This window comes from Qipengyuania citrea, assembly GCF_024171405.1.
In the GTDB taxonomy this organism is placed as follows: Bacteria; Pseudomonadota; Alphaproteobacteria; order Sphingomonadales; family Sphingomonadaceae; genus Qipengyuania; species Qipengyuania profunda.
In genome coordinates this window covers 2601909-2626234 of sequence record NZ_JALJZT010000002.1, presented here as the reverse complement: position 1 = coordinate 2626234, position 24326 = coordinate 2601909, and the positions used below count along the sequence as shown (strand labels likewise).

Here is a 24326-nt window from a genome sequence, read left to right as displayed (position 1 = left end):
TGACGCGCGTGCGCACCGGACATCATTCTTCCTTTCAAGGGAGAAGTATAATGTCTGGAAGAGGGCCGGATTCGGGAACGGATCACAATCGCAATTCGATCGGCAGCGGTGGCTCACCTGGTAGCGGATCCGGAGCGGGTGGGGGCTCCGATGCTGACGACTGTCTCTTCGTCCAGACCGCGCCTCTCTCCAGTCCGGTCCCAGCCGTCGTTTCGGGCTTGAAGGTCGGCGATGTGCTTGAGGTGGATCTTCAGAATACTCCCTCCGGTAATCGCTTGGTGGTGAGCACCGCGGGCGGACAAGCTGCAGGTTCGCTCACACACCCCGGCCACTTGAAGATCATCCAGTGCATTGGCACCGGACACATCTACAAGGCGACGGTCGTCCAGAAGACGGGCGCCCTCATTGCCTTGAGGATCGAACCGAAATGACCGCTGTCGTCGGCGGTGTTTACGCCGAGGAATGCCTCGAACCGTTCTGGAACGATGTATACGGGTCGGGCGGCCGCGCGGCAGCCGCGCTTTCGGGCTGGTGCGATGATCTGAAGCTCGTCACCTATCGGTCATCGGCGTTGGCAGATGGGCTGGAAAACCTGTCGGCCATCTATGGTTTCCCGATCGAAGGCCCCGAGGTCCGGGATGCGGTGAGTTTTCGATATATCCATTCTCTCGATGAGCCCAGGATCGCACCTCGGCCCGATTCCATTAGCGTCCACCCACCGATCGAAGTCAGCGGCGACGTCGTTCTACGGTTCGGAATGCTCGAAGGGGATGCGAGGGTGACAGCCCGCCGGGCAGTTTACGACCCGCAATCGGCCTTCGATCCCCGGCCGTTCCACGAGAATGGATCCACGGCAGACGAGCTCGCCCTCATCCTCAACGCTTTCGAGGCAAGGCGGCTGACGAACGAGACCGAGCCCGAACGCATGGTCGAAGCATTGATCGAGAAGCAGGATGCCAGCATCGTGGTTCTCAAGCTTGGCGGTCATGGAGCGATAGTCGCGACGCGAACTTCGCGAACCCGGGTTCCTGCCTACCGCAGCGACACGGTATGGAAGCTGGGCACCGGGGATGTCTTCTCGGCTGCTTTCACAAAGTTTTGGGCATGCGATGGCCTGGAACCCACGGAAGCTGCCGATCTCGCTTCGAGGTCGGTATCCGTATATGCATCGACCCGCTCATTGCCGATCCCCGCGAAGAAGGAACTCGCGGCGCTGGACCTCTCGCCCGTCACGCCGTCGAGCGGACGGGTTTACATCGCAGCACCGTTCTTCACTTTGGCTGACCTCTGGCTCGTCGAGGAGATCAGGCAGCGTCTGCTCGACATGGGCGTTGGCGTTTTCTCGCCGTTGCACGATGTTGGCTTGGGAACGGCGCAGGAGGTCGCGCTGCGAGACCTCGAAGGACTGGACCAAGCCGATGTCGTGTTGGCAGTCCTCAGCGGTTCAGATCCAGGGACGATATTCGAGGTTGGATATGCGGTGGCGAAAGGCAAGCCCGTCATCTGCCTAGCCCAGAACATGCGCGACGAGGATGCCAAGATGCCAGAGGGCAGCGGGTGCCTGATCGTATCGGATCTCGTGACCGCCATCTACCATTCGATCTGGGCGCTGGCATGAAGGGACTGCTTCTCTCGGGCGGCATGGATTCGATTGCGCTTGCTTGGTGGCTGAGGCCCGAGCAAGCCATCACCGTCGATTACGGACAGCTTGCAGCGATCGCCGAAACGCGAACCTCGCGTCAGGTATGCGAGGAGCTGGGCATCGGGCATACGGTCATCGAAGCGAGATGTCCCGAGCTTGGCTCGGGCGACATGGCGGGCGACGCGCCGCACCAACTGGCGCCGGTTCCCGAATGGTGGCCATTCCGAAATCAGCTGCTGGCAACATTGGCCGGCATGAAAGCCGTTCAATTGGGCGTAACGGAGCTGATATTCGGAGCGGTTCGAGGCGACGGTTCGCATGCCGATGGCCTTCCCCGGTTCTTCGAAGACCTGGACCGGTTGATGTCCGGGCAAGAGGGAGGCCTGAACGTGACAGCGCCCGCGATCGGGATGTCCACCGAAGAGCTGATCGTGAAGTCGAAGGTTCCGCGATCCGTCCTGGCATGGGCGCATTCCTGTCACAGGGGCGATCTGGCCTGCGGCGACTGCAGGGGCTGCTACAAGAACGTGGAAGTGATCGCGAACGTATATGGGGATCTTTGACGAGCCTCGACCGGTCGCGGGCGTAGAAGCTCCGACGAGATCCTGGCCGGCGTTCGAGCACGTCATTCCTCTGACCCGGCGGATCCTGACCGGTTCTGACAATTTCTTCGAGGTATTGGCTAGGCGCGGCTCCGCGCTGGGAGGTTCTGTCAGCGAGCGCGAACTGTCCTCTGTTCTGTGGCATGCTATGCTTCTTCGAGAACGGAACAATAATTCGAGATTCGGCGAGTGGGAGAGCCGCGCGGCCCCGTCCGCAGGGGGTCTCCACTCGCTCGGCATCGCCTGTCTTCCCATCGACGGCTCGCCTTGGTGCGGATTATATGATCCTGAAGCACACGAACTTCGGAGCTCCTCCTCTTTCGAAACCGCCGTCTCGCTCAATCGGAACGAGATAGACGAGATTTTGAGCTCGAAGCACGGGATCACCCTTCAATTCATCGGTGATCGTCGACGCTACGAAGCGTGTTACCGAAATTGGGAATCGCTGTTCTGGCGGGACGCTGGGGCACTTCTCGGTATCATCACGATGATCGCAACCGCGCTGGATCTCGAAGCGACGCCTGTTGGGCGAAACGGAAGCGACATCGTCGCGGCAGCTGGTTTCCCCTCCGAATACCTGGCGGGCGGTGCAATCCATATCGGCTCTGCAGGGACAACCGACGAGACTGGCAAGGGGCATTAGGAAGCGGGCTATCCGCGTAATGGCGAGCCGGTTTCACCGTCAGCGTCGAGAAGCGACGAAGGGCGAGAGATCCGCGACCGATGTGATGACGTCGAAGGCCTGTCGCAAGGCGGCATTGAATTGCATCGGGACCAGTGACGACGTGACGAGCGCGGATACCAGAGAGACATCCCCGGCCTCCAGGCGGGTGACTTTCGCTAGGTCTTCGAGATGATCCCTCAACACCGCAATGCGGTCCGTGTGCTTGACCGTCGGCCCCCTTTTTGCGCCCTCCGCCGACCTCGGTGAATATTCCGAGAGGCGTTCGGCGATTTCGCCGACCGTCCGGTCGGCGCGGAGACGTTTGCATTCTATGGCGAAGACGCGGCCGTCAGCGGGTCGCCAGGCCAACACATCGACGTCGCCGTTTCGCTTCGTGCCTCCCAGCCGCGTCATATCGACCTCGGCGATTGCCTCCAGCCCCATTGCTTCAAGGTCGTCTCTGACCTTCTGGTTGAACGCGTGCCCCCTCTCGTCAATGACAGCGCCTATCCAGCTCCGCATCTCATCACTGCGATAGAAATCGACGGGCAGTCCGCCCGAATGCGCACGCAGAGCGTAGGTCAGGGCATGGTCCAGGAGGATTGGGGACAGCACAAGTTCGGGATCGTCTCTACCGTCGAGATTTATGACCGGCCGCGCCAGAAGGCTGAGGCGGCGCGCATGGCGCCACGGCCACCAGTCCCTGGCGGTCGCGCCCTCGGGCTTCTTCTCGTCCCACTTGGGCCGAGGTCGCAGCGACCATGCATCGAGAAGAGCACCAATTCCGTCTCGATCGATTTCGAGCCTGTCCTTGGCTAGCTGGACCAGTTCGGAACGACGCATCCGCACGATGTCTCCGCCTCGTTCGAGTGCGATCAGACCGACGAATGACACCATGTCGGCCATGCCCAAGGGATCGACGCCGTATTCGGCCAGGAACGCTGCATCGAATGCCGCGTCCCTCTTTTCCGCATACTCGTCCCGCTCCAATGGTTCTGCACGTCGATATATATCAGCGTAATCGCCAGCAGCGGCTTCGAATTGCTCCTGGGACGATGCACGCAGGTAAGGGGTATGAACTTGTTCGGCGAAATCGTTTTCGAAGCGGAGTGTGCCATTCGGCATCACCGCGAGTTCGGAAGCGAAGCCATGGTGGATCTCGTCACTTCGGGACGCGATCGCATTCATCAAGGAGATTTCCGCCATCATCTGATCGAAGTCGTAGACCGAGCACTCGCGCCCATGCTCCGTAGGCGAGGTGCACAGCGCCATTTCAGCCAGGACCCGTGAGCACAGTCCCGCTTCGGCTCGCTCGCTTTCAAGGTTGATGGCGACCCGGACACCCTCTTCGGGGGGATGGAGCGAGAGAACCGCCGCAGCCGTCGTTCGCCATCGGTTCCTGTCCTTGTCCACCGCATGATGATGGCGAAGCGCAATCTCGATGACGTTGGCCCTGTCCAGGTCTTTAAGCCTCGTTCGGATACTGGCCCATAGATCGTCCACCAAACCAGCGAGGAACTTGGTTGCTTCGAGGCCGCGAACTACATTCGTTTCGTCGTCGGCACCGACGCTTGCCAGTCCGACTTCGGCCCACGCCCGGACCTCCGGTTGCACCTTCCGAAGCGGATGATGGACGGCACTGGCAATCACCATCTGCGTGGTCGTAGCAGCGTTGAACACGTGAAGATGGCGCGCTGCGTCATCCTTGACTATCTCGCGTTCCACCGCATCAGCGCACGCAGACGGGTCTTGGTTTGCCAGGCCGGCGGCACCCGAGGCGATCGCCCGCACCATCCATCGGTCGCCCTGATTACCCGGTTGGCCGAAAGAACGAAGATAGGGTTCCGCGCAGGAGATCCGGATCGTCCCGCCGCCGAGGGAGACATTGGGCGGCTCGATTTTTCCTTCCTCTGCCAGCAGTTCCTGCTCATCAATCCGTCCGAATGTCAGGACTACCTCGACATGTCCCGGCAATTCTTCACCCAGATGGATTTCGAGTTCTGGCGCAAGCGGGATGAGCCAGTTCTGTGCCATGTCCCATACTCGAAAGGGGAGCGATCCGGCAGTGATTGGGTCAATGGCCTCTACCGTCAGCCACCACGTTGTCCTGCTGCCCTCTATTGCGACCGCAGGGTGGCCATGACGCAGATCGTCAACGCTCACGAACGCGCTTTCGGTGCTGGCCGCCTCGAACAAGGGCAACGCGGAAGGGCGCTGCACCTCCGCCCGATAGCCTCTCGAAGGACGAGCGACGCTATGCTTGTCGAGCGCCTGCCGAATCCGGATGCGCAGCTTGCTGAGATGATCGGTTCCCATCTGGATCATGGATGGCGCCGAGTGATCGACCTGCTCGGGCAGAAGCGTGAAATCCTGCTCTTCGACCATGCCGTAGAGGTTCATGAACCCATTCGGATTGAACAGCTGGATGCCTCGCCGTGCGAGTTGATCCTCCTGCTCGAGAACCCTGAAAATGCGCAATGCATCGATCTCCCCGGCGGATGCCAGAAGCGAAAGGTCGTCGTAACCAAGCCCGACGATCTGCCAGCAGTCTGGAGGTCTTCCGTGATCGGCGACCACACCGCGGCCCTGTCCACCGAAGACCAGCAGCGTCATGCCGCGCAAGTAGTCATCGCGCGCGCTGCACTCTGCCGCTGCTTGCCTCATCAGCCTTCGGACAGGCGCTGAAACGTCCTGGACCGAACGGAAGCCTTCCGCGATTACGTCATCTGGGCGGTCCGGCACGAATATGACCTGACAATAGGCTCCCGCATCGAACCTGCATAACTGGACCACGCAGTGACTTTGGACATCCGACCAGGGTGGAGCGGCAGGGCTCAGGTCGAGTCCGCGCACAGCGTCCCCTACCGCCCCCAAGAATTGATGTTCGGTTAGATGTCCTTCGTAAGCATCCCCCGCTTGGTTATCCCTCGCGAGTTCCAGTGCGCGGCGGCGGACCGCCGCGCCAATTGCCGTGGGAAGCAGCACCACGATGCCATCTTCCGTTCGCGAGACGGGCCACCGCTCGAGGCTCGTCCAGTTGATAGTTTCGTTCCGCAAGAGCTGCGGATCGATGCGCGAGAAGTCGAAAGGGAGAAGGTCGAACGGTTCCACACCGATCGCGCGCAGTTCCGCCTCGGTGAAGGTGACAGCTGCGCATGCACGTAGTGCCTTCGCGGTATCGAACCGAAATCGGTCGCGCGCCTTGCCCTCACCAGCTTGGTAGCGTCGCAGTCCTGCTCGCTCCGCCACCGCCTCGCCAATTGCCAACAACGCGTTTGCCTGACGCATTCCGTGCTGGGCCCATTCGTGACCATCTGCGATTGCGCTGTTGAGCGCAGAGAGACAGCTCTGGGTATAGGCGGCGTTCGCTTCCCAGGTTCCTTCGAGGATGCGGAAGTCGCCGGCCCCTGTGGTGATGTTGGAGACGAAGACGTCTTCGGAGGGATCCTCCAGACGCCATACGGCCCCGCGCGCGAGGTCATTATTGAGGAAGTCGCGGATCCGCGCAGCCGAGGGTTCTTCTTGTCCACCGCAGTGTGCAGCCGCCAAGTGGGCGAGCACTTCCAGTCGAAGGATACCGCCTTGAAGGCTGGGATCGAGCATAAGCCCTGCGACCATGCCGCAAGTTGCGTTTCGATCGAGCTTGCGCAGCCGTCGGCACAGCCGCTCATGCGTTGCCGTTAGAGATTCGATATCGAGGACCGCTCCCGCCGTCGCCATTGCTTCCAGTTCCATGCCACGTAGATGGCTGGGCTTGTCGCGTTAGGCAATCGGACACGCTCGTCCGGTAATATAGCTACGGTATACTACCCGACTCCTGACATGATTGACGCCGAGGAAAGTCGACGTGCGCACGCAGGGAATTCCGGGGTTGTTGCGGTTATGTAAAATGAATGCAGATCACAGCCCTCCAACGCTTGCTTCGCGCCGCACAATCGTATACCGCAAGCGCGATGCGCCAGGTTCGCTTCCTGTTTTTGTTGATACTGCTGGTAGTCTCGCATGGCGGGCTGCCTGGGGCGATTCCGCATCTCGAAGCGGCTCATGCGCATGATACGGTTAGTGCAGCGCACGCGCATGACCACAGATCCGCAGATGTGGTCGAGGTTGAGCCGCAATCGGACGCATTTGCTTCGGACGAGCTTGTCCCACATGCTGCGTCTCACTCGCATGGCTCTATCACTTTGCCAGATGACGCTGCGCTTGTGCCGAATGGCACGCTTTCGAGGGTTCTTCTGCGTCCTGGCGAATCTGCCCCCCTCGTCGGCTATCCGTCGGCCCCTCTGACGCAACCGCCTTCAGCCTGATCTCTGAATTCGGCCCGGTTTTCGGGCTGCTTTTCGTTCAGATGATCAGGAGTAATTTATCATGCACGTGTCCACGCGTGCCGCCCTTTTGGCGGCCACGTTGCTGTGGGCGAACGCGGCATCAGCCCAAACGTTCACCCTAGAAGAGGCCGTCCGAAACGCGGTCGCTCACTCACCCCAAGGCGAAGCGGTCGCCGCGCGCCTCGATGTTCTGGATGCGGCCAGAGCAGCTGCCGACACCCGGCCTGCGCCGTCCATTGATGGGACAGTAGAGAACATCGGGACGCCCGGCTTCTCACAGTGGCAGGTCGACGGAACCTACAACCAGCGCATTGAGCGTGGCGGCAAGCGCGCTGCCCGGGTCGGCGTGGCCATGGGTGACATCGAATTGGCTGAAGCCGAGGCCCTGGTCAGGCGCCTGGATCTCGCGCGCGAGGTTCAGGAGCTGTATGTCGAGGCCCAATCCGCCGCGCTGACCCTTGAGCTGGCCAAGAGCAGGGTCGAGATTGCCGAGACGCTCGCCAAGGAGGTCCAGCGAAGGGTCGACGAAGCACGCGATCCTCTGTTTGCCGGCACACGCGTCCGCACGCAGTTGGCAGAGGCCCGTGTAGACCTCGGTCTGGCCGAGCACGCCTACACGGCGGCCTTGGCACGCTTGGCCCTGCTGACCGGCGGTGATCCCGAAGGGATGGACGTCGTGACTACCGGCTTTCTCGATCCATCAGAGGTCGTAGTCGGGCCGGTCGATCTGACGCCGGTCGATCTCGCGGTATTCGAAGCACGCCGCGATCGTGCAGACGCGAACTATCGACTTCAGCGGGCCAATTCTCGCACCGACCCAACCGTCTTCGCTGGACCACGTGTCTTCGGCAACGGGGATGTTGCTCTCGTTGCCGGGTTCTCACTGCCCCTTCCTAATCGCGCTCTGAACCGTGCCAATATCGATCGCGCAGCTGCGGAGCAGCGGCAGGTCGAGGCCGACCTGGGCGTGGAGCGGTTCGAGCTTCGGCGACGGATCGCATTGGCCGCTGAGCGTGTCGAAGAGGCCCGTCATGAGGCCGAAGCGATACAGGAGGCGGTCGTTCCTGGAGCGGAACAGACGCTCCGGGAGGTGAGGGCTGGCTACAATCGGGGAGGGTTTACCTTCCTCGATGTGTCCCTCGCCCAGACGGCCTTGCACGACGCCCGGGTGCGGTTCGTCGACGCTCTGGCGGAATATCATCAGGCCAAGGTCGATTACGATCGACTGACTGGCCGCTTCATCGAAATTGTTGGGGGATACTGATCATGCGCAAGACGCATTTCTTCCTTGCTGCCTTGTGCGCAGTGACACTTAGCGCCTGCGGGCAATCTGACGGCAATCCGGAGTCCACCGAGGAACAGGCCGCGGCGGAAGGGGATTACGAGCGCGGGCCCCATAACGGCCGGATGCTCCGGGATGGCGAATTCGCCATCGAAGTCACGGTATTCGAGGACGGCGTGCCTCCGGAGTATCGTCTCTACGCCTACCGTGATGACGAACCGGTCGATCCCAAGACGGTCCGCGCGCGGGTCATGATCACCCGTTTGGATGGTGAGAAGACGACCTTCGAGTTCGAACCGGAACAGGATTACCTGCGTGGCCAGGGTGTTCTCATCGAACCGCACAGCTTCGATGTGGTTGTGGTGGCCAACGAAGGCGACACTTCCCATCGGTGGGCGTTCGAGTCCTATGAAGGCCGTGTCCAGATCGCTGACGAGGCAGCACGCGCGGCCGGGATTCGAACCGAAACGGTCGGGCCGCAGCAGATCGGTGAAACTATCGAGATCATCGGCCGTGTCGAGCTCGATCCTTCGGGGAGTGCCGAAGTAGGCGCCAAGTTCCCCGGCCCCGTGGTCTCACTGCACGCCAATCTCGGCGATCGCGTTTCGCGAGGTGCGTTGCTTGCGCGGGTGGAGAGCAGTTCGTCGCTGCAGACTTACTCGATATATGCGCCGATCTCGGGGGTTATCACCCAGCGGGACTCCAATGTCGGCGACATTGCCGGCAGCGACCCGATTTTCGTCATCTCCGACCCATCGCGCACTGTCGCCACGTTCCCGATCTTTCCACGAGACATCGAGCGGGTGCGTCCCGGACAGGCGGTTCAGATACGAGGCCTGGAAGGCCACCGTGCACAGGGTTCCCGCATCCGGGATTTCCTGCCGTTGGCGGAAGTCAGCAGCCAGGCGGTCACCGCCCGGGCGTCGCTGCCGAACAGGGACGGTTTCTGGCGTCCTGGAATGGCCGTCAGAGGCTTGGTCTCGGTCGATCAGCGGCGGGTTCCTCTCGCCGTTCGGACGGATGCCATTCAGCAGTTCCGCGATTTTCGGGTCGTTTTCGCCAAGATCGGCGAGACCTACGAGGTTCGGATGCTCGAGCTTGGCCAGGAAGGTCCTGAGTGGACCGAGGTCCTCGGCGGCATCGAGGCGGGCACCGTCTACGCATCCGAGAACAGCTACGTGATCAAGGCCGATATCGAGAAGTCGGGCGCGAGCCACGATCACTGAGGAGCGCGATTCCATGTTAGAGAAGATAGTCGAGCTGTCGATCAGACAGCGTTTCGCAGTGCTTGCGGCGGTATTCATTTGCGCCGCCGTGGGCATCTACAGTTTTGGCCGGCTCAAGATCGACGCCGTGCCGGACATCACCAATGTCCAGGTGCAGATTAACACGTCCGCGCCGGGATTCTCTCCGCTCGAAGCCGAGCAACGCATCACTTATCCGGTAGAAACCGCGATCGCGGGGCTTCCGGGCCTTTCATATACGCGATCTGTTTCTCGTTACGGACTCAGCCAGGTCACGGTCGTCTTCGAGGACGGGACGGATATCTATTTCGCCCGGCAGTTGGTCAACGAACGGCTTCAAGGGGTCCGCTCGACCCTGCCGGAAGCGGTTGAGCCTGAGCTCGGCCCCATCGCGACCGGCCTTGGCGAGATCTTCATGTATACCGTGGAGGCCGAGCGAGGTGCGATCAAGCCAGATGGGTCGCCCTATACCGCGCAGGACCTGCGGACGCTTCATGATTGGGTCGTCAGGCCACAACTGCGAACGGTTCCGGGCGTGACCGAGGTCAACTCGATCGGCGGCTACCGCAAGGAATACATCGTTGCGCCTCTTCCGGAAAGGCTGGCCGGTTTCGGCCTGACCGTGGAGGATGTGATCGATGCCCTCGAGAACAACAACGCCAACGTCGGCGCTGGCTATGTCGAGAGGTCCGGATCTCAATACCTGATCCGCGTTCCCGGGCAGGCCGAGGGCGAACGCGACCTGTCCGGAATCATCGTCGACTATCGTGACGGCGTTCCCATTCGGATCGCTGATGTGGCGGACGTCGAGATCGGATCCGAGATCCGCAATGGCGCAGCCACGAAGGATGGCCGCGAGGTCGTCCTCGGCACGATATACATGCTGGTCGGTGAGAATGCCCGTGATGTCAGCGTTGCGGTGGCCGAACGCTTGGAGGAAGTGAACCGTTCGCTCCCTGGCGGCGTGGTGGCCAACACCGTATACGACCGCTCCGAACTGGTCGAGGCGACCGTGTCCACGGTCGAGAAGAACCTCGCCGAAGGTGCGCTGCTGGTGATCGTCGTTCTGTTCGTCCTCCTGGGCAACTTCCGGGCCGCACTCATTACCGCTGCCGTTATACCGCTATCCTTCCTCCTGATGATCACGGGGATGGTCGAGAACAACGTTTCCGGCAATCTCATGAGCCTTGGCGCCTTGGACTTCGGTCTGATCGTCGATGGGGCGGTCATCATAGTGGAGAACTGCCTGCGGCGCTTTGGTGAGGCCCAGCATTCTCTCGGAAGACTGCTGAATCGCGATGAGCGGTTCAAACTGGCGGCCCGCGCATCGGCGGAGGTGATCAAGCCGAGCCTCTTCGGCATCCTGATCATCACCATCGTCTACGTCCCGATCTTCGCTCTGGAAGGGGTCGAGGGTAAGACGTTCCACCCGATGGCCATCACGGTCGTGATGGCGCTCACAGCCGCCATGGTCCTCTCCCTGACCTTCGTCCCAGCCGCGGTCGCGACTTTCGTAACGGGCAAGGTCGAGGAGAAGGAGACGCGGGTCATGAGGGCTGCGAAGTCGGGCTATCAGCCCATGCTCGATTTCGCCTTGCGTTCACGCAAGGTGGTGCTCGCTGGAGCGGTTGCCTTGGTGGTCCTTGCCGGGTTCGGCGCCAGTCGGATGGGTTCGGAGTTCATCCCGAACCTGGATGAGGGAGACATCGCGCTGCACGCGCTACGTATTCCCGGGACGAGCCTCAGCCAGGCCGTCGCCATGCAGACCGCGTTGGAGAACCGGATCCGCACCTTCCCGGAGGTCGATCAGGTATTTGCGAAGATCGGCACGGCGGATGTCGCGACCGATCCCGTGCCGCCATCGGTGGCGGACACCTTCGTCATCATGAAGCCTAGGGAGGACTGGCCCGACCCCAGGAAGCCCAAGGAGCAGCTCGTCGCTGAGATGAACGAGGCGGTCCAGCAGGTGCCGGGCTCGCGCTACGAGTTCCTCCAGCCGATCCAGATGCGCTTCAACGAACTGATCGCAGGCGTTCGTTCCGATGTCGCGATCAAGGTCTTCGGAGACGATCTCGACCAGCTCGCCGCCGTTGCGGCCGAAGTCGAGGGAGTGGTCTCTTCGATCGAGGGATCTCAGGATGCCCAGACCGAGCAGGTGACAGGGTTGCCGTTTATTCAGGTGCTCCCTGATCGTGTGCGTCTGACCCAGCTCGGTTTGAACGTCGATGATGTCCAGACCGTCGTATCGACCGCGATCGGCGGCGCGGAGGCTGGTCAGATCTTCGAAGGCGACAGGCGTTTCGATATCGTCGTCAGGTTACCCGAGGAGATGCGCCAGGATCGGCAGGTTCTCGAACGTCTTCCCATCGCTCTCCCAGGTGGTGGATCGGTCCCGTTGACGGAAGTGGCGACGATCGAGAACGTTCAGGGCCCAAATCAGATCAGTCGCGAATCCGGTAAGCGTCGAGCTGTCGTCACCAGCAACGTGCGGGGCAGAGACCTCGGGTCCTTCATCGCCGAGGCTCAGCAACGGATCGACGCTGAAGTCGATCTGCCCGAGGGCTATTGGATCGACTACGGCGGAACCTTCGAACAGCTGGAGTCGGCCAGTGCTCGGCTGCAGGTCGTCGTCCCGATTGCCCTGCTGCTGATCTTCGGCCTGCTGGTCGCTCTGTTCCGCTCGGTGAAGGACGCTCTGGTTGTCTTCTCGGGAGTGCCGCTGGCCCTGACCGGAGGTGTCGCTGCGCTCATGCTGAGAGGGATTCCGTTCTCGATCTCGGCAGGCGTCGGCTTCATCGCCTTGTCGGGCATTGCGGTGCTGAATGGCGTGGTGATGCTGACCTTCATTCGCCAACTGATGGATGAGGGTAGGCCGCTCGACATTGCAATCAAGGAGGGCGCCATGGCCCGGCTGAGGCCTGTCCTCATGACGGCCTTGGTCGCCAGTCTCGGGTTCGTCCCGATGGCCCTGAATGTCGGACTCGGTTCGGAGGTGCAGCGGCCGCTCGCGACGGTGGTGATCGGCGGCATCGTATCGGCGACGGCCCTGACGTTGCTCGTCCTGCCTGCCCTTTACCGGGCGGTCCGTGGCGACCGAGCGGAGGTGTCAACCGCCGACGACACCGAAACACCCCCCAGTATTCAAACTGCAGGCTGAAGACGGTCGGGCCGTCCGCGTGGAGCGATCCCGCAGGCGGTCCTCCCCTGCAATCGGAGAAATAGATGATGCAACTGACGAAGAAACTTCCGGCCCAGACACTGACGCGCCTGTTCGCGCTGTTGGCTGTTCTGCTGATATTCCTCGCTTCCGGAGCCGAGGCCTGGGCCCACAATGTCGCAGAAGGCGACAAGGGCTATATCCAAGAAAGCAGCGGCACGCTGATCCTGCCCTTCATCTACCTGGGTGCCAAGCACATGGTCACCGGCTACGATCACCTTCTTTTCCTCTTCGGTGTGATCTTCTTCCTCTACAGGCTGAAGGACGTCGGAATCTATGTGACGCTTTTCGCGATCGGCCATTCCACCACTCTGTTGTTCGGCGTCCTGACCGGTATTTCTGCCAACGCCTATCTCATCGATGCCATCATCGGCCTGTCCGTGGTCTACAAGGCGATGGACAACCTTGGAGCCTTCCAGCGCTGGTTCGGTTTCCAACCCAGCACCAAGGCGGCGACGCTCGTCTTCGGGTTCTTCCATGGCTTCGGTCTGGCCACGAAGATCATCGAGTTCGATATCGCGGAAGACGGTCTCGTTCCCAATCTTCTCGCATTCAACGTGGGAGTGGAGATCGGGCAGCTTCTCGCACTCGGCATGATCCTTATCCTGATGGGATTCTGGCGCCGGACGGGAAGCTTCATGCGCCACGCCTTCGCAGCCAACACCGTTCTCATGGCCGCCGGCTTCATGCTCGTCGGTTACCAGCTCGTCGGCTTTGCCGTCGCCTGAATTCTTGCATTCTGGAGTATAAGATATGTTCAATTCCCAACGTCCCTCGTCCAATGATCTACCGACCACCCGGCAGTTGCTGAAGGCCACGGGTATCGCTGTCGTCGCGGCGGGCACGCTTCTCGTGACTGTGGTGCTCCCATCTGAATACGCGATCGATCCGACCGGAGTAGGTCGGGTCCTCGGCTTTGCTGAAATGGGCGAAATCAAGCAGCAGCTTGCTGCGGAAGCGGCGGCCGATGAGCAGAACGCTGCGGGAGCAGAGGTCCGCTCGATAGCCGTTGCGCCGGACTCCGAAGGAGAGGCGGAGGGTCGTCAGGATATCACCGAGTTGACACTTGCTCCTGGCGAGGGGGCAGAAGTCAAGGCGGTAATGTCCGATGGCGCTTCTCTGCGGTATGAATGGTCTGTCGCAGGTGGACACGTCAACTACGACACGCACGCCGACGCACCGGGCGTTTCCTACCACGGCTATGATAAGGGTTGGGAGTCGACGGGTGAGTCCGGGACGCTTGTCGCCGCGTTCGATGGCAGCCATGGTTGGTTCTGGCGTAATCGATCGGGGGGAACGGTCACCGTAACCCTCAGGACGGAAGGCGCCTATGCCGAGATCAAGCGCGTCGTGTGATCATCCCGAACTGGGTCGCGACGGGCCTTGACCTGGCTTGGCTTGGATACGGAGGACTGTTCGCGGCCGCGTTCGTCGCCGCGACGGTCCTTCCGGCCCAGTCGGAGGTCGTGTTGGCCACCATGCTGACGTCCGGACGCTATGAACCCTCTGTGCTTCTCCTGACCGCGACCTCGGGAAACGTCTTGGGTTCGGTGCTCAATTGGTATTTGGGGCGCAATCTCGCGCGGTTCAGAAACGCAGCGTGGTTCCCGTTTTCCTCTGCATCTATGGACAAGGCGGAAGCGCGCTTCTCTCGATACGGCCATTGGATTCTGCTTTTTTCCTGGGTTCCCGTGATCGGCGATCCGCTGACATTGGTCGCCGGAGTCTTGCAGGTCCGTTTTCTCATCTTCGTGGTCATCGTGATTGTCGCCAAGTTCATGAGATATGCTGTTCTCGCGGCATCGATTCTGGGTTGGGCGCTGTAGGCCCGTGGAGAATTCGAAATGTTGAGTATTCTGACCAATAGAACCTATCGGCACCTGCTCGCGGCGCAGGTCATCGCGCTGGTGGGGACGGGCCTCGCGACGGTTGCGTTAGGTCTTCTGGCCTACGAGATTGCCGGAACGGATGCGGGCGCGGTGCTCGGCACGGCGCTGGCGATCAAGATGGTCGCTTACATCGGGATCGCACCGGTCGTCGGTGCCTATGCCGATCGCTTGCCGCGTAAGACCCTATTGGTAGCGATGGATGTGATCCGCGCTGTCGTCGCGATAGCGCTGCCTTTTGTCGATGCGGTATGGCAGATCTACCTGCTGATCTTCTTGCTTCAGTCGGCCTCGGCGGCATTCACACCGACCTTCCAGGCGACCATCCCGGACATCCTCCCGGACGAGGAGGAATATACAACTGCGCTGTCGCTCTCGCGTCTCGCCTACGATCTGGAAAGCCTGCTCAGCCCGATCCTCGCCGCCGCTCTGCTGACGGTGATCAACTTCCACTGGCTGTTCGCGGGCACCTCGGTCGGCTTCGTGATTTCCGCCATGCTTGTCGTCACCTCCGCTCTGCCGCATCGCCAGGCAGCGAAGAAGATTGTCGAGAGCGTTTGGCGCAAGACCACGCGTGGCGCGCGGATTTACCTCAGGACACCGCGTTTGGTCGGACTATTGGCAGTGACGCTGGCAGCTGCGGCTGGGAGCGCCATGGTGATCGTGAACACCGTGGTCATCGTGAAAGGCATGGGCCGCTCAGAGGAGGACGTCGCACTCGCGCTCGCAGCCTATGGAGGAGGGTCGATGCTGGCAGCGCTGATCCTCCCTCGGGTTCTGCGCTCGATCTCCGACCGCTCGGTGATGATCGCAGGTGCGTTCTTGCTAACCGCCACGCTGTCGGTCTTCGCGATGATGACGCTGGGAACCGCCGGGTTGATCGCCTGGCCGTTCCTCCTAGGCGGTTGGTTGGTCTTGGGCGTGACGTATTCGCTCAGTGTAACGCCTGGCGGCAGGCTGTTGCGTCGCTCTTCGAACGAAGGGGACAGGCCGGCGCTGTTCGCGGCGCAATTCGCCCTCAGCCATGTTTGCTGGCTTCTCGCTTATCCGGTGGCTGGGCAGATCGGCGCGAACTCGGGTATGGGCGTTGCTTTCTTGGCGCTGGCAGCGATTGCGGCGATCGGCGCCATCTCGGCGTTGTGGCGCTGGCCCAAGGTTGATCCCGAAGAAATCGCTCATGAACACCCTGAACTTCCGTCCGATCATCCGCATTTGTCGCGGCAGTTCCCGGGTGAGCATAGGCATGCTTTTGTGATTGACGAGTTGCACGGACGTTGGCCCGGACGCCCTTGAGGAGGATGCCAGCTAGTTGGCAGCTTCGGACAGGAAAGTCGCGAGCCTCTCCACGGCCCCTCGCTCGGCTCGGTAGGTGACTGACCGCCCTTCCTTCGTCGAAGAGACGAGGCCTGCGTTTCGCAATACCGACAGGTGCACCGAAGTGTTGTTGGGCATGGTGTCCGTCTGCTCGGCAACCTCGCTGGACGTGATGCCGTTCGCCGCTCGCGCTATGGCCAGGAATATCTCCAGCCGGGTTGGCTGGGCCAGGGCACTGAGTTTCGCGACGGCATCCATCTTTTCCATTCTCCTGCAGATAGCGTCAGCGATCCCTACCGACAAGTTAATTCAATAATTCATTACCTATTGAAGTATTTTCTGTTCATGCTATGTGCCGTGTCACGAGGCGCTGGTAGGTCCGGCGCGGAACGTGGGGAGCGGTGCGATGAGCGATACCGCAGAATTCGAAATCGACCCTTATTTCGAGCAGGCCCCGGTGGACTGGGCGCTCGATCCTCTCGAGGACAGGAGTGGAGGCATGGTGGCTGTTCACCGCGTCGCGCTCGTTCGGATCGCATGCGTGGCTGCAGAGACCGGGGCGAGAATGCAGCGGGACGGCTTGGCGGAGGATCCGGTCGGCTGGATGGTCTCGCCGCTCGAGCTCTTCGAAGGCCGCGCGCCGATCGAAGCCTGCATGGAGCGCAGCGCCTGCTCGAAGGCGATCCTCCTTCACGGCTTGGGTCTCGGCCTCGACGCCGATCCGGCAGTCATCGATCGATTGCTCTTCGATCATTCGGCATCCTTGGGGACCGGACGTGGCTGAACCGGCGCAGTCCGACATCCGGCAGCTCCGCCGTGTCGATCTTCATGTAGGCGAAACAGGCTTCGGGGATCCGGACGATCCCCAACGTGTCGCGGCCGTTCTGGATGTGGAGACCACCGGGCTCGACCCTGAAAGCGACAGGGTCATCGAACTGGCGGTGCGACGCTTCAGGTATGATCCCGGCGGGCACATTACCGAGATCGGTCGGGCGTGGTGCTGGCGCGAGGATCCCGGCGTCACGCTGCCCGAAGACATCACCCGGATCACCGGCATCACGGATCAGGACCTGATCGGTCGGCGGATAGACGACCGGGTCGCGACCGATATCATATCGTCTGCCGATGTCGTCATCGCCCACAACGCCGCGTTCGACCGTCCCATGGTGGAGAAGCGCCTCACCGACCTGCCGATCAAGCAGTGGGCCTGCTCGTGCGTGGAGATCGACTGGGCCGCCGCTGGCTTCGAAGGCCGTTCGCTTGGTTGGCTCTGCGCGCAAGCAGGATGGTTCTATGATGCGCACCGAGCGCAGGGGGATGTGGATGCGCTCATCCAGCTCCTGCGCCATGAGCGGACCGATGGACGGCCGCTGCTCTACGAGCTCGATGGCAGCTCTTCGTGCGAAAGCTTCGTTATCGAAGCGGTCGGCTCGGCCTTCTCGACCAAGGATGCTCTGCGGATGCGCGGCTACCGCTGGGATCCGAAGGCACAGGTCTGGTGGCGTGAGGTCATGGAGTTCCGCCTTCTCGAGGAACAGGCGTGGTTGGCCAGCGAAGTCTACGCGAGCGGAAAGGGAGCACGAGCCCTCGGCCCCCGGCTCACGCGGCGAGACGCATATAGCCGCTATCGACTCGATGGTGCGGATTGATCGATGCCCAGAAAAAGCAGCTCAGGAGGACCGAATATGGCAAGGAAGCTGACCCAGCGGAAGACTGCCGGCAAGCACGTCACGAAAGCGACGCTGCCGGACGGCCTGTTGAACCCCGCACCGGTTCCCTACAAGGTGGCGGACACCAGCATTACGGCCCTGCAGGTGTATCACAATCCCGATCGCCGACCGTCGGGCGACGGTCCCTGGAACAACGAGGCAGACAAGGTCTCCTGGATCGACAACGAGACCGGCCTCGGCTGCATCATGCTTCGCCAGAAGAACGGGACGATCTCTGGCTATGTGGGGGTGAACCCCGAGCATCCGCTCTTCGGCTATGAGGCGGACGCCGTGCCGGTCGGTGTTTCCAACACGGTCCATGGCGGCGTGACCTACGGCAAGGCATGCGAGGTCAACCGGTTCGAACGGCGAGCCCACGGCAAGCCGCGTCTGGAACGCTACACGGTTTGCCACACGACTTGGGTCAGGACGGTGCAGGACTATCGCACGGTGCAGACCACCGAGGACGAGTTCCACGAGGATCTGTGGTGGCTGGGTTTCGATACCGATCATCCGGGCGACCTCGTTCCGGGCGGTCGATACGGCGAAGGTCGCAAGGGTGACGTCTATCGCGATCAGTCCTTCGTCTACGAGAACTGCATCGAACTGGCGCGCAAGTTGAAGTCGCTGATCGAGGACGGTCAGGCCGGAGATACGCCGATCCGCGAGCCACTCGGCCTTCCGGCTCCCGCCGAGCGCAAGGGTGAGTGATGGTCAGCTCGTTTCACCCTTTTGGTGCCGGCGAGGAACGCTACGGCGATGATCGGCATCCCGATCTACCCTGGGGATACTGGATGGTTTCGAGCGGATCGGTGCCGGGAGAACCACCCCTGGTCGATGAGGACGGCCGGGAATGGGGATCGGTGCGCGAAGCATTCTGGGTCCATCGCCTCGGACTGCCTTCCATCCATTCTGGTTGGATGAGCGGAATCATGGAATTCATGGCGAGCTACCTCGCTATTGCCGACGGTCGCTTCGTCGCGCCGGAAGAGCGGGTCCGTGACATCTTCCTAGGCGATGGACACCTCGACCAGTTCTTCAGGGCCTACCTGCTGGCTGCCGGGCTGGTGAACGACACGGACGGCCGACCGACGCCTGAAGGGCGCTCTGTATTGCTGATGCTGATTGCTACGCGCACACGTGAGGATGCTGCGGAGGATGTAGGTCTTGATTGGATTATCGCGAACCGGGCGGTCGCAGGTAATTCCGAACGAAGGGAAGCTGCCGAGCAAGTGGGAAGGCGGGAGCGCGTCGCAGCACGCATGGCGCATCGTTTCGCTACCGATACGATCGGCGACGACCCGGTGGTGAAGCTGATCGGATTGCGGATCACCCGCGAGATTCCAGTCCGCAGCACCCTGTGGACGATGGCTTGGCCTGATGGCGACCGTCTCGCGCGCGACCGCTTCTACCTCTGGCTGCTCGAGCGCATCGATCGCTGGGATGAATGGAGCGAGATGGTCAGCCGTGATGGCGCTCGCGCCTTGACCGAACATTTCATGAAGCTGGCGTTCTGTGATCGGTTCCAGAGCCATACGAGATGACTTTTCCCCGCCTGTTCGGGTGGGCTCATTCGACACCAGTCGTTGGGCGTTCATGGGCGCTTGAGGTTGACGCGTATATCCCCCGTTAGAATGCCTCTACTCCACGACGAGATGATGTCTCTGTCGTCGAGCCAAGCGACCAGTTCGAGGTTCTCCACGGTCGGATTGAGGTATGGTGTGTGATAGCCCTTCCTGATCCGAGAATACGGTTCTGGAAGAGCGGACAGTATCTCCCGCACAGTGTCGTCCAGCAAAGATTTGGCGGCCTTATTGAGTAGCGAAACCTGTGATCGAACCGGCCCTGCGTTCTCGATGAGGAGCCTGGCCTGATCCGCTGAAAGCTCGGGGAGTGGCCGGTCCACCCTCTCGAGGATGGGGGCGATCACCGCCGCTCTTCCCGGCGTGTTCGGCAACGACGCCAAGTCCATCGATTTGATCAGCGTGTGACGTTGCGCGTCGTTGATCTCCGCCTTGACGAGCTCCTCCCGGTAATCATCATCGATCGAGATGTCGGTCTTGCCTGCCAAGAACGTCTCGATATTGCTGGCCAGGAAGGAGATCTGAAGGTCGCGATCTCCCGCGAGCGCCTCGAACGTGTCCTTCGCGAATACAATTTTCTGCTCTTCGATTAGTATCTGCGACTTCTCATGCCCGATCCCCTCCGGAAAAGCCGTGAAAGGCCGCGGAAGCGCTGCGACGTAGTCCCGATAGGCTTCCTCTTTTAGCGAACCTGCATTCAGGAGGAAGCTTCGCAGACCGGCGGCGCCGTCATCTTCCGGTATGGGATCTTGCAGAATTGTGGCCCGCACCTCGTCGCGATCGAGGTAATCGGCGAGTTGCTCCTTTTCGTAGCCTTCCGCATCCATGAAGGCGAGACAGTTGGACCATGTCGGTTGGATGCGTCCTAGGTTGAACAGCTTCGGGACCCATCGCGCCGGGACGTTTTCGAGCTTGGGGATGAAGGTGGTTTGGCGCGTCAGGAAATGTTCAACGGCCTCCTCGTCAACATCGTCCCTATTGATAATCGCCAACAGGGCGTCTGGGCTCTCCTCGGTGTTGCCTTTGAGTTCCAACAGGACCTTGCCGAGGTAGACGGCGAAGTCGCGCTCAACTCTCTCCGACAGAGGCGTGTTACTAACCGCCCTCAGCGTAGTGTAGTTGCTGGATCGCAACCCCTCGACGTTCTTCTCGCCCAGCAGTTTTTCGTAGGCGTAGGCCAGGTTCTCGAAGGACAATTCGAAGAATCCTCTTTCGAACATGTGACGCAGGACGACCTGATGCGACTCGATGGACGAGAGGTCCTCGACTGCCATGCCGAGGCTTTCGAGGCGTATGGGATCGAGTTCCGGCACCTCCGCGAGAATCTTCGGGAGGTTCTCCGTCACGAACCGAGGGAATTCGTCGAACCGCGTGGCAAGTTTCCCTAATCGCCTTTTGGACAGCGAGTTCAGCACGCGGGTGACGTGGGAGATGTTCCGCTCACTGGAGATGACCGCCGGGACGAAGCCGTTCCACCTTGCTGAGAGGGCGTCGAGCAACGACGGGACCCCGGTTCCGCTGGCATAGTAGACATCGAGGAAGTTTTCGGCCTTTTCGAAGTTGGCCGACATGAACTCCAGAAGTTTCGTGATTTGATCGGCGTATCGGTCGGGATCGGCCAAGAGGCAATCTACTAGAGCGACGTTCAGCACGTAGCTTTGCCGGAAGTCGTCGTCCCTCATGGCTGCGGCGACCTCCGTCGGGTTGTCGATCGGAAAGTCCGGCTCGGGGGTGGTGAAGGCGCGGATCTGGATGAGGAACCTGTTGTCGTCAGGAGACAGGCGACCGGAATGGAACAGCGAAGTGTATTGATAGTAGGTATCATCCAAATGACCTTCGAGGATCAGGTAGCGCGCCAGCGCACCGTTCTCCCCGAACGGAGAGAAGAGCTCATCCAGCCTATCGGCGTTCGAACGCAGAAGATTCTCGAACCTGCTCGTCCTTAATGAAGCGATCTCGGCGCGCAGAGTTCGGATGCGGCGCATGGTGTCGTTCCGAGTATCGTGCGCCTTCGCTTTGATGGCCGACTTCCGCTCCTCGTAGGTATTGTCTGGATCGACACGGTGCTGAAGTTCGGAGATGTCGCACCTTTGGTTCTGGTTGTAGACCCGTGCGATTATGTTAGGCGCGACCACCAACTCGTCGAAGCCGTCGTGTCCGGTTAGATCGGATAGCGAAACCATCACGCTATGGTTCAGGCCAACGCTCAGCGTATTTGCCGGCAGTATCTCGATGAGCTCCATCGCGTAGATCTGCCGCAACTGCCTCAAGTCCGCAGCGACCTGTCGCTCGCCGAACTCGAGCAGGGTTTCGAGTTGCGTAATCTCATCGCGCTTTGCCGCCTCTCCCTCCGCAACGAGTTTCGGCTTGCCGCCCAACAGGTGGGCGAGATTCCCTTCGCTGCGATGCAGTCGTTCGAAGTCCCTAGGATACACGTTCTTGTAGATCAGGATGGCCAGCAGCTTGTTGGCGTCCAGGAGATTGTCCTCGTCGCTCTCGATGTTGGCCGAGTAGATCGCGTATTCGTTGAAGACGTTCTGGATAAGCCTCAGGTCGTCGAGGTGGCGCGACACCTCGCGCAGGAACTGGCGATCGAGCCTCTCGTCGAGATCCAACCTCTCTCCCTGCTGCAGCACCATGTCGATGGAGTTCGAAGTGTTGATGATCGGGATGACCGGGATGATGAATTCGAAGAACTTCGTTCGATCCGTGTTCGCGAACATGTCGTCACGCAGCGCGTAGAGGAAACGGACTCTGCGCTTCACGCCCGCGTTCTCGTTTACCAAGCTGTTGATCTCCCTCAGGGTCACGAAAATCTCGGCGTTGTCGAACCGGTCCAGATCCTCAATGATCACGAGATCGTGGTCCGTTGACTGGAAGAAGTAGATGATCTCGTCGAGGTGGCGGTTCAGGATCGATTCGAGGTCGTCGGAGGCTGGCCGGAGCTCCGCGTCCTTGAGCGAGATGCTCTTCAACGATAGGCCGAAGCTGGCGACGTAGAGGTGATGGATGGTCGCCCAAAGGAACGCTGTCGCGAATGCGAAGCTTGCTAGGTTGCGCCAGTTTTCGAGCGCCAATGGAACGAAGAAGCTGCCGTCAACGACTGTCGAGGTCTGCGAGAGGACGTGCCAGAGCGCGATCAGGCCGATGGTCATGAAGATCGAGACGAAGGTGGCCGAGAGGCCTGGTGACCTGATCCGCTTGAACCGTGAGAGGGGTAGCTTGTCGGCGTCCTCCCCATAGAGCATCTGTTGGAGGATGCTTCGCTCGATTTCCTGCCGGCTTACCTTCTCGATTTGGGAACCGGCTTCGGGCAGGAAGGCCGCCAACGATATATGAAGCGCCTTGCGGTTATAGTTCTTAAGGAAAGTCTGTATGATGCTGCTCTTGCCCGATCCGTAGGGGCCGGTGAGCGCAATGTTTGAGACTTTGGGTCTGCTGAGCGCGTATTCGAGCGCCTCCGAGTAGACGCCGGATTTGTCCGCTTGGTCCGTCGGCGCAAGATCAACGAACTTCGACGGAGCTTCGACGGCTTCGTCCTCTCTCTCGATAGCCGCGGCGATACCCGACAGCTTGTCGGCCGACCATTCGAGCGTCTTCTTGAGTATAATTTTCATCGTGCGACGATGTAGCACGACGAGGCCTTGCGCAAATGGTCGCGTCGGTTCTTGTCCCCGCGATCCGTTGCGGAACCTTCAGGTATTCAGGGGTTACATCAAAATTTGAGCAGTCTCTGCGCGCGAAATAGGCAAGACGAAAGGTCCCTCACTCTGCAAAAATGAGGGGCTCTTGGTGCAATCTGATAGGGAAGTGGAGGCCCGAGCCGGAATCGAACCGGCGTGCAAGGATTTGCAGTCCTCTGCGTAACCACTCCGCCATCGGGCCTCGCCCGGCCTCTCGGTCGGGAAGCGGCGCACTAGCGATTCTCGCGGGCAAAGGCAATCGCCTCGTCGCGCCTTACGTAACGTCAGTCTGGACGCGTGACGGGATCGGCGCAATGACCCTGCGCATGAGCATTGCCAACCTCCTCGATCCGATCACTGCAGCAGGCGGCGAAACGCGCTTTTCCGGGCTCGACCACTGGATGCAGGGCCGCACGCTGTATGGCGGCGCCTCGGCGCTGATCGCCTATACCGCGGTCGCCCGCGCCTTTCCCGACCTGCCGCCATTGCGCGGCGCGCAGGTCGCCTTTGTCGCCCCGACCGGCCCCGAGGTCGAACTGCGGCGCGAGATCGTGCGGCAGGGCCGCAATGTCGCGCAGGTGCGCAGCGAGATCTGGTGCGAGGGGAAATGCACGCTCACCGCCTTCTGGTTGTTCGGCACCGAACGCGAGGCCAATGCGATACACGATGCCGCACCGGTCGCCGACTGGCCCGGACCGCCCGAGGAGGCGGAACCGGCGATGCACGGCAAGGGTCCTGCCTTCATCCAGAACAATTTCGAGATCCTCCGCGCGCAGGAGCAGCAGGGCCCCGGCGAACCGGTGGTGCGCCGCTGGGCGCGGCTGACCGATCGCGAGGGCCTCGATCCGGTGAGCGAGCTGATCCTGCTGGGCGATGTGCTGCCGCCGGGTGCAATGCGCGCGATGAAGCGCCCGGGGCCGATCAGTTCGGTCAACTGGTCGTTCAACCTGCTCGAACCCGCGCCCGCGACTCGCGACGGCTGGTGGATGAGCGAGAACGCCAGCCAGCACGCCGCGCATGGCTATTCCTCCGAAAGGTTGCGGCTGTGGAATGCCGATGGCAAGCAGGTGCTCGACGGGATGCAATGCGTGGCGGTGTTCGGCTGAGCCCGATCGGGGCGACAGTCGGGCGACAAGGGCGACACTGTGTCGCCCGCCATAGCGACGTCACAT

General features: G+C 61.1%; 19 protein-coding genes and 1 tRNA gene. 16 read left to right on the top strand and 4 right to left on the bottom strand.

Features of this window, described 5'->3' with window-relative positions; genetic code table 11:
- Positions 1–218: 218 nt before the first annotated feature.
- From J2S32_RS13740 to J2S32_RS13725, 4 genes are read left to right on the top strand one after another with little or no spacing between them, the layout of a single operon-like run.
- Positions 219–431 carry a hypothetical protein gene (locus tag J2S32_RS13740; protein ID WP_063505038.1) on the top strand — a complete coding sequence of 71 codons (213 nt, stop codon included), beginning with the start codon at positions 219–221 and terminating at the stop codon, positions 429–431.
- Entirely contained in the window at positions 428–1618 is a 1191-nt protein-coding gene (locus tag J2S32_RS13735; protein ID WP_253522210.1) for a PfkB family carbohydrate kinase, read from the top strand. Before J2S32_RS13740 ends, J2S32_RS13735 begins: the two co-directional genes overlap by 4 nt.
- Positions 1615–2205, top strand: coding sequence for a 7-cyano-7-deazaguanine synthase (locus J2S32_RS13730; protein ID WP_253522208.1), 591 nt, complete (start codon positions 1615–1617; stop codon positions 2203–2205). Before J2S32_RS13735 ends, J2S32_RS13730 begins: the two co-directional genes overlap by 4 nt.
- Positions 2192–2887 (top strand): hypothetical protein, encoded by a 696-nt coding sequence (locus J2S32_RS13725; RefSeq protein ID WP_253522206.1) that lies wholly within the window; start codon positions 2192–2194, stop codon positions 2885–2887. Before J2S32_RS13730 ends, J2S32_RS13725 begins: the two co-directional genes overlap by 14 nt.
- Positions 2888–2926: 39 nt before the next feature.
- Here J2S32_RS13725 and J2S32_RS13720 read toward each other — a convergent pair whose 3' ends face one another.
- The gene (locus J2S32_RS13720; protein WP_253522205.1) at positions 2927–6643 is read right to left on the bottom strand and encodes a hypothetical protein; all 3717 of its coding nucleotides are present in this window, start codon (positions 6641–6643) and stop codon (positions 2927–2929) included.
- Positions 6644–7276: 633 nt separating this feature from the next.
- Between J2S32_RS13720 and J2S32_RS13715 the strand changes: the two genes are divergently transcribed.
- From J2S32_RS13715 to J2S32_RS13685, 7 genes are all read left to right on the top strand, one after another.
- Positions 7277–8500 carry a TolC family protein gene (locus J2S32_RS13715; protein ID WP_082835580.1) on the top strand — a complete coding sequence of 408 codons (1224 nt, stop codon included), beginning with the start codon at positions 7277–7279 and terminating at the stop codon, positions 8498–8500.
- A gap of 2 nt (positions 8501–8502) precedes the next feature.
- A complete protein-coding gene (locus J2S32_RS13710; protein WP_253522204.1) occupies positions 8503–9744 on the top strand; it encodes an efflux RND transporter periplasmic adaptor subunit in 1242 nt (413 codons plus the stop codon).
- A gap of 13 nt (positions 9745–9757) precedes the next feature.
- A complete protein-coding gene (locus tag J2S32_RS13705) occupies positions 9758–12919 on the top strand; it encodes an efflux RND transporter permease subunit (RefSeq protein ID WP_253522203.1) in 3162 nt (1053 codons plus the stop codon).
- Between the two features lie 65 nt (positions 12920–12984).
- A complete protein-coding gene (locus J2S32_RS13700) occupies positions 12985–13707 on the top strand; it encodes a HupE/UreJ family protein (RefSeq protein ID WP_253522202.1) in 723 nt (240 codons plus the stop codon).
- A gap of 25 nt (positions 13708–13732) precedes the next feature.
- Entirely contained in the window at positions 13733–14335 is a 603-nt protein-coding gene (locus J2S32_RS13695; protein WP_253522200.1) for a transmembrane anchor protein, read from the top strand.
- On the top strand, positions 14332–14805 hold the full coding sequence (locus J2S32_RS13690) for a YqaA family protein (RefSeq protein WP_253522198.1): 474 nt from the start codon (positions 14332–14334) through the stop codon (positions 14803–14805). Before J2S32_RS13695 ends, J2S32_RS13690 begins: the two co-directional genes overlap by 4 nt.
- An 18-nt stretch (positions 14806–14823) precedes the next feature.
- A complete protein-coding gene (locus J2S32_RS13685; protein WP_253522196.1) occupies positions 14824–16158 on the top strand; it encodes an MFS transporter in 1335 nt (444 codons plus the stop codon).
- A 12-nt stretch (positions 16159–16170) separates the two neighbouring features.
- Here the strand turns inward: J2S32_RS13685 and J2S32_RS13680 are convergent, their stop codons facing one another.
- On the bottom strand, positions 16171–16446 hold the full coding sequence (locus J2S32_RS13680; RefSeq protein ID WP_253522194.1) for an ArsR/SmtB family transcription factor: 276 nt from the start codon (positions 16444–16446) through the stop codon (positions 16171–16173).
- A 139-nt stretch (positions 16447–16585) separates the two neighbouring features.
- Between J2S32_RS13680 and J2S32_RS13675 the strand changes: the two genes are divergently transcribed.
- The 4 genes from J2S32_RS13675 to J2S32_RS13660 are packed head-to-tail and all read left to right on the top strand — an operon-like array spanning position 16586 to position 19432.
- Positions 16586–16963, top strand: a complete 378-nt coding sequence (locus J2S32_RS13675; protein WP_253522193.1) for a hypothetical protein — start codon at positions 16586–16588, stop codon at positions 16961–16963.
- A complete protein-coding gene (locus tag J2S32_RS13670) occupies positions 16956–17828 on the top strand; it encodes a 3'-5' exonuclease (protein ID WP_253522192.1) in 873 nt (290 codons plus the stop codon). Before J2S32_RS13675 ends, J2S32_RS13670 begins: the two co-directional genes overlap by 8 nt.
- Positions 17829–17864: 36 nt before the next feature.
- Positions 17865–18599: a hypothetical protein gene (locus J2S32_RS13665; RefSeq protein WP_253522191.1), complete on the top strand. Its 735-nt coding sequence runs from the start codon at positions 17865–17867 to the stop codon at positions 18597–18599.
- Positions 18599–19432: a hypothetical protein gene (locus J2S32_RS13660; protein ID WP_253522190.1), complete on the top strand. Its 834-nt coding sequence runs from the start codon at positions 18599–18601 to the stop codon at positions 19430–19432. Before J2S32_RS13665 ends, J2S32_RS13660 begins: the two co-directional genes overlap by 1 nt.
- 50 nt (positions 19433–19482) lie before the next feature.
- Here the strand turns inward: J2S32_RS13660 and J2S32_RS13655 are convergent, their stop codons facing one another.
- Positions 19483–23088, bottom strand: a complete 3606-nt coding sequence (locus tag J2S32_RS13655; RefSeq protein WP_253522189.1) for a YobI family P-loop NTPase — start codon at positions 23086–23088, stop codon at positions 19483–19485.
- A 194-nt stretch (positions 23089–23282) separates the two neighbouring features.
- A tRNA-Cys gene (locus J2S32_RS13650) sits at positions 23283–23356 on the bottom strand.
- Between the two features lie 112 nt (positions 23357–23468).
- Here J2S32_RS13650 and J2S32_RS13645 point away from each other — a divergent pair.
- Complete coding sequence (locus J2S32_RS13645; RefSeq protein ID WP_367398984.1) at positions 23469–24260, top strand: acyl-CoA thioesterase; 792 nt, start codon at positions 23469–23471, stop codon at positions 24258–24260.
- The last annotated feature ends 66 nt before the right edge of the window (positions 24261–24326 follow it).

Excerpts from the sequence above, each read along its gene's own strand:
- J2S32_RS13730 (WP_253522208.1), top strand. The coding sequence starts at position 1,615 with ATGAAGGGACTGCTTCTCTCGGGCGGCATGGATTCGATTGCGCTTGCT.
- J2S32_RS13695 (WP_253522200.1), top strand. The coding sequence starts at position 13,733 with ATGTTCAATTCCCAACGTCCCTCGTCCAATGATCTACCGACCACCCGG.
- J2S32_RS13665 (WP_253522191.1), top strand. The coding sequence starts at position 17,865 with ATGGCAAGGAAGCTGACCCAGCGGAAGACTGCCGGCAAGCACGTCACG.
- J2S32_RS13685 (WP_253522196.1), top strand. The coding sequence starts at position 14,824 with ATGTTGAGTATTCTGACCAATAGAACCTATCGGCACCTGCTCGCGGCG.
- J2S32_RS13645 (WP_367398984.1), top strand. The coding sequence starts at position 23,469 with ATGACCCTGCGCATGAGCATTGCCAACCTCCTCGATCCGATCACTGCA.
- J2S32_RS13655 (WP_253522189.1), bottom strand. The coding sequence starts at position 23,088 with ATGAAAATTATACTCAAGAAGACGCTCGAATGGTCGGCCGACAAGCTG.
- J2S32_RS13700 (WP_253522202.1), top strand. The coding sequence starts at position 12,985 with ATGATGCAACTGACGAAGAAACTTCCGGCCCAGACACTGACGCGCCTG.
- J2S32_RS13735 (WP_253522210.1), top strand. The coding sequence starts at position 428 with ATGACCGCTGTCGTCGGCGGTGTTTACGCCGAGGAATGCCTCGAACCG.
- J2S32_RS13675 (WP_253522193.1), top strand. The coding sequence starts at position 16,586 with ATGAGCGATACCGCAGAATTCGAAATCGACCCTTATTTCGAGCAGGCC.
- J2S32_RS13660 (WP_253522190.1), top strand. The coding sequence starts at position 18,599 with ATGGTCAGCTCGTTTCACCCTTTTGGTGCCGGCGAGGAACGCTACGGC.
- J2S32_RS13710 (WP_253522204.1), top strand. The coding sequence starts at position 8,503 with ATGCGCAAGACGCATTTCTTCCTTGCTGCCTTGTGCGCAGTGACACTT.
- J2S32_RS13720 (WP_253522205.1), bottom strand. The coding sequence starts at position 6,643 with ATGGAACTGGAAGCAATGGCGACGGCGGGAGCGGTCCTCGATATCGAA.
- J2S32_RS13705 (WP_253522203.1), top strand. The coding sequence starts at position 9,758 with ATGTTAGAGAAGATAGTCGAGCTGTCGATCAGACAGCGTTTCGCAGTG.
- J2S32_RS13715 (WP_082835580.1), top strand. The coding sequence starts at position 7,277 with ATGCACGTGTCCACGCGTGCCGCCCTTTTGGCGGCCACGTTGCTGTGG.
- J2S32_RS13725 (WP_253522206.1), top strand. The coding sequence starts at position 2,192 with ATGGGGATCTTTGACGAGCCTCGACCGGTCGCGGGCGTAGAAGCTCCG.
- J2S32_RS13680 (WP_253522194.1), bottom strand. The coding sequence starts at position 16,446 with ATGGAAAAGATGGATGCCGTCGCGAAACTCAGTGCCCTGGCCCAGCCA.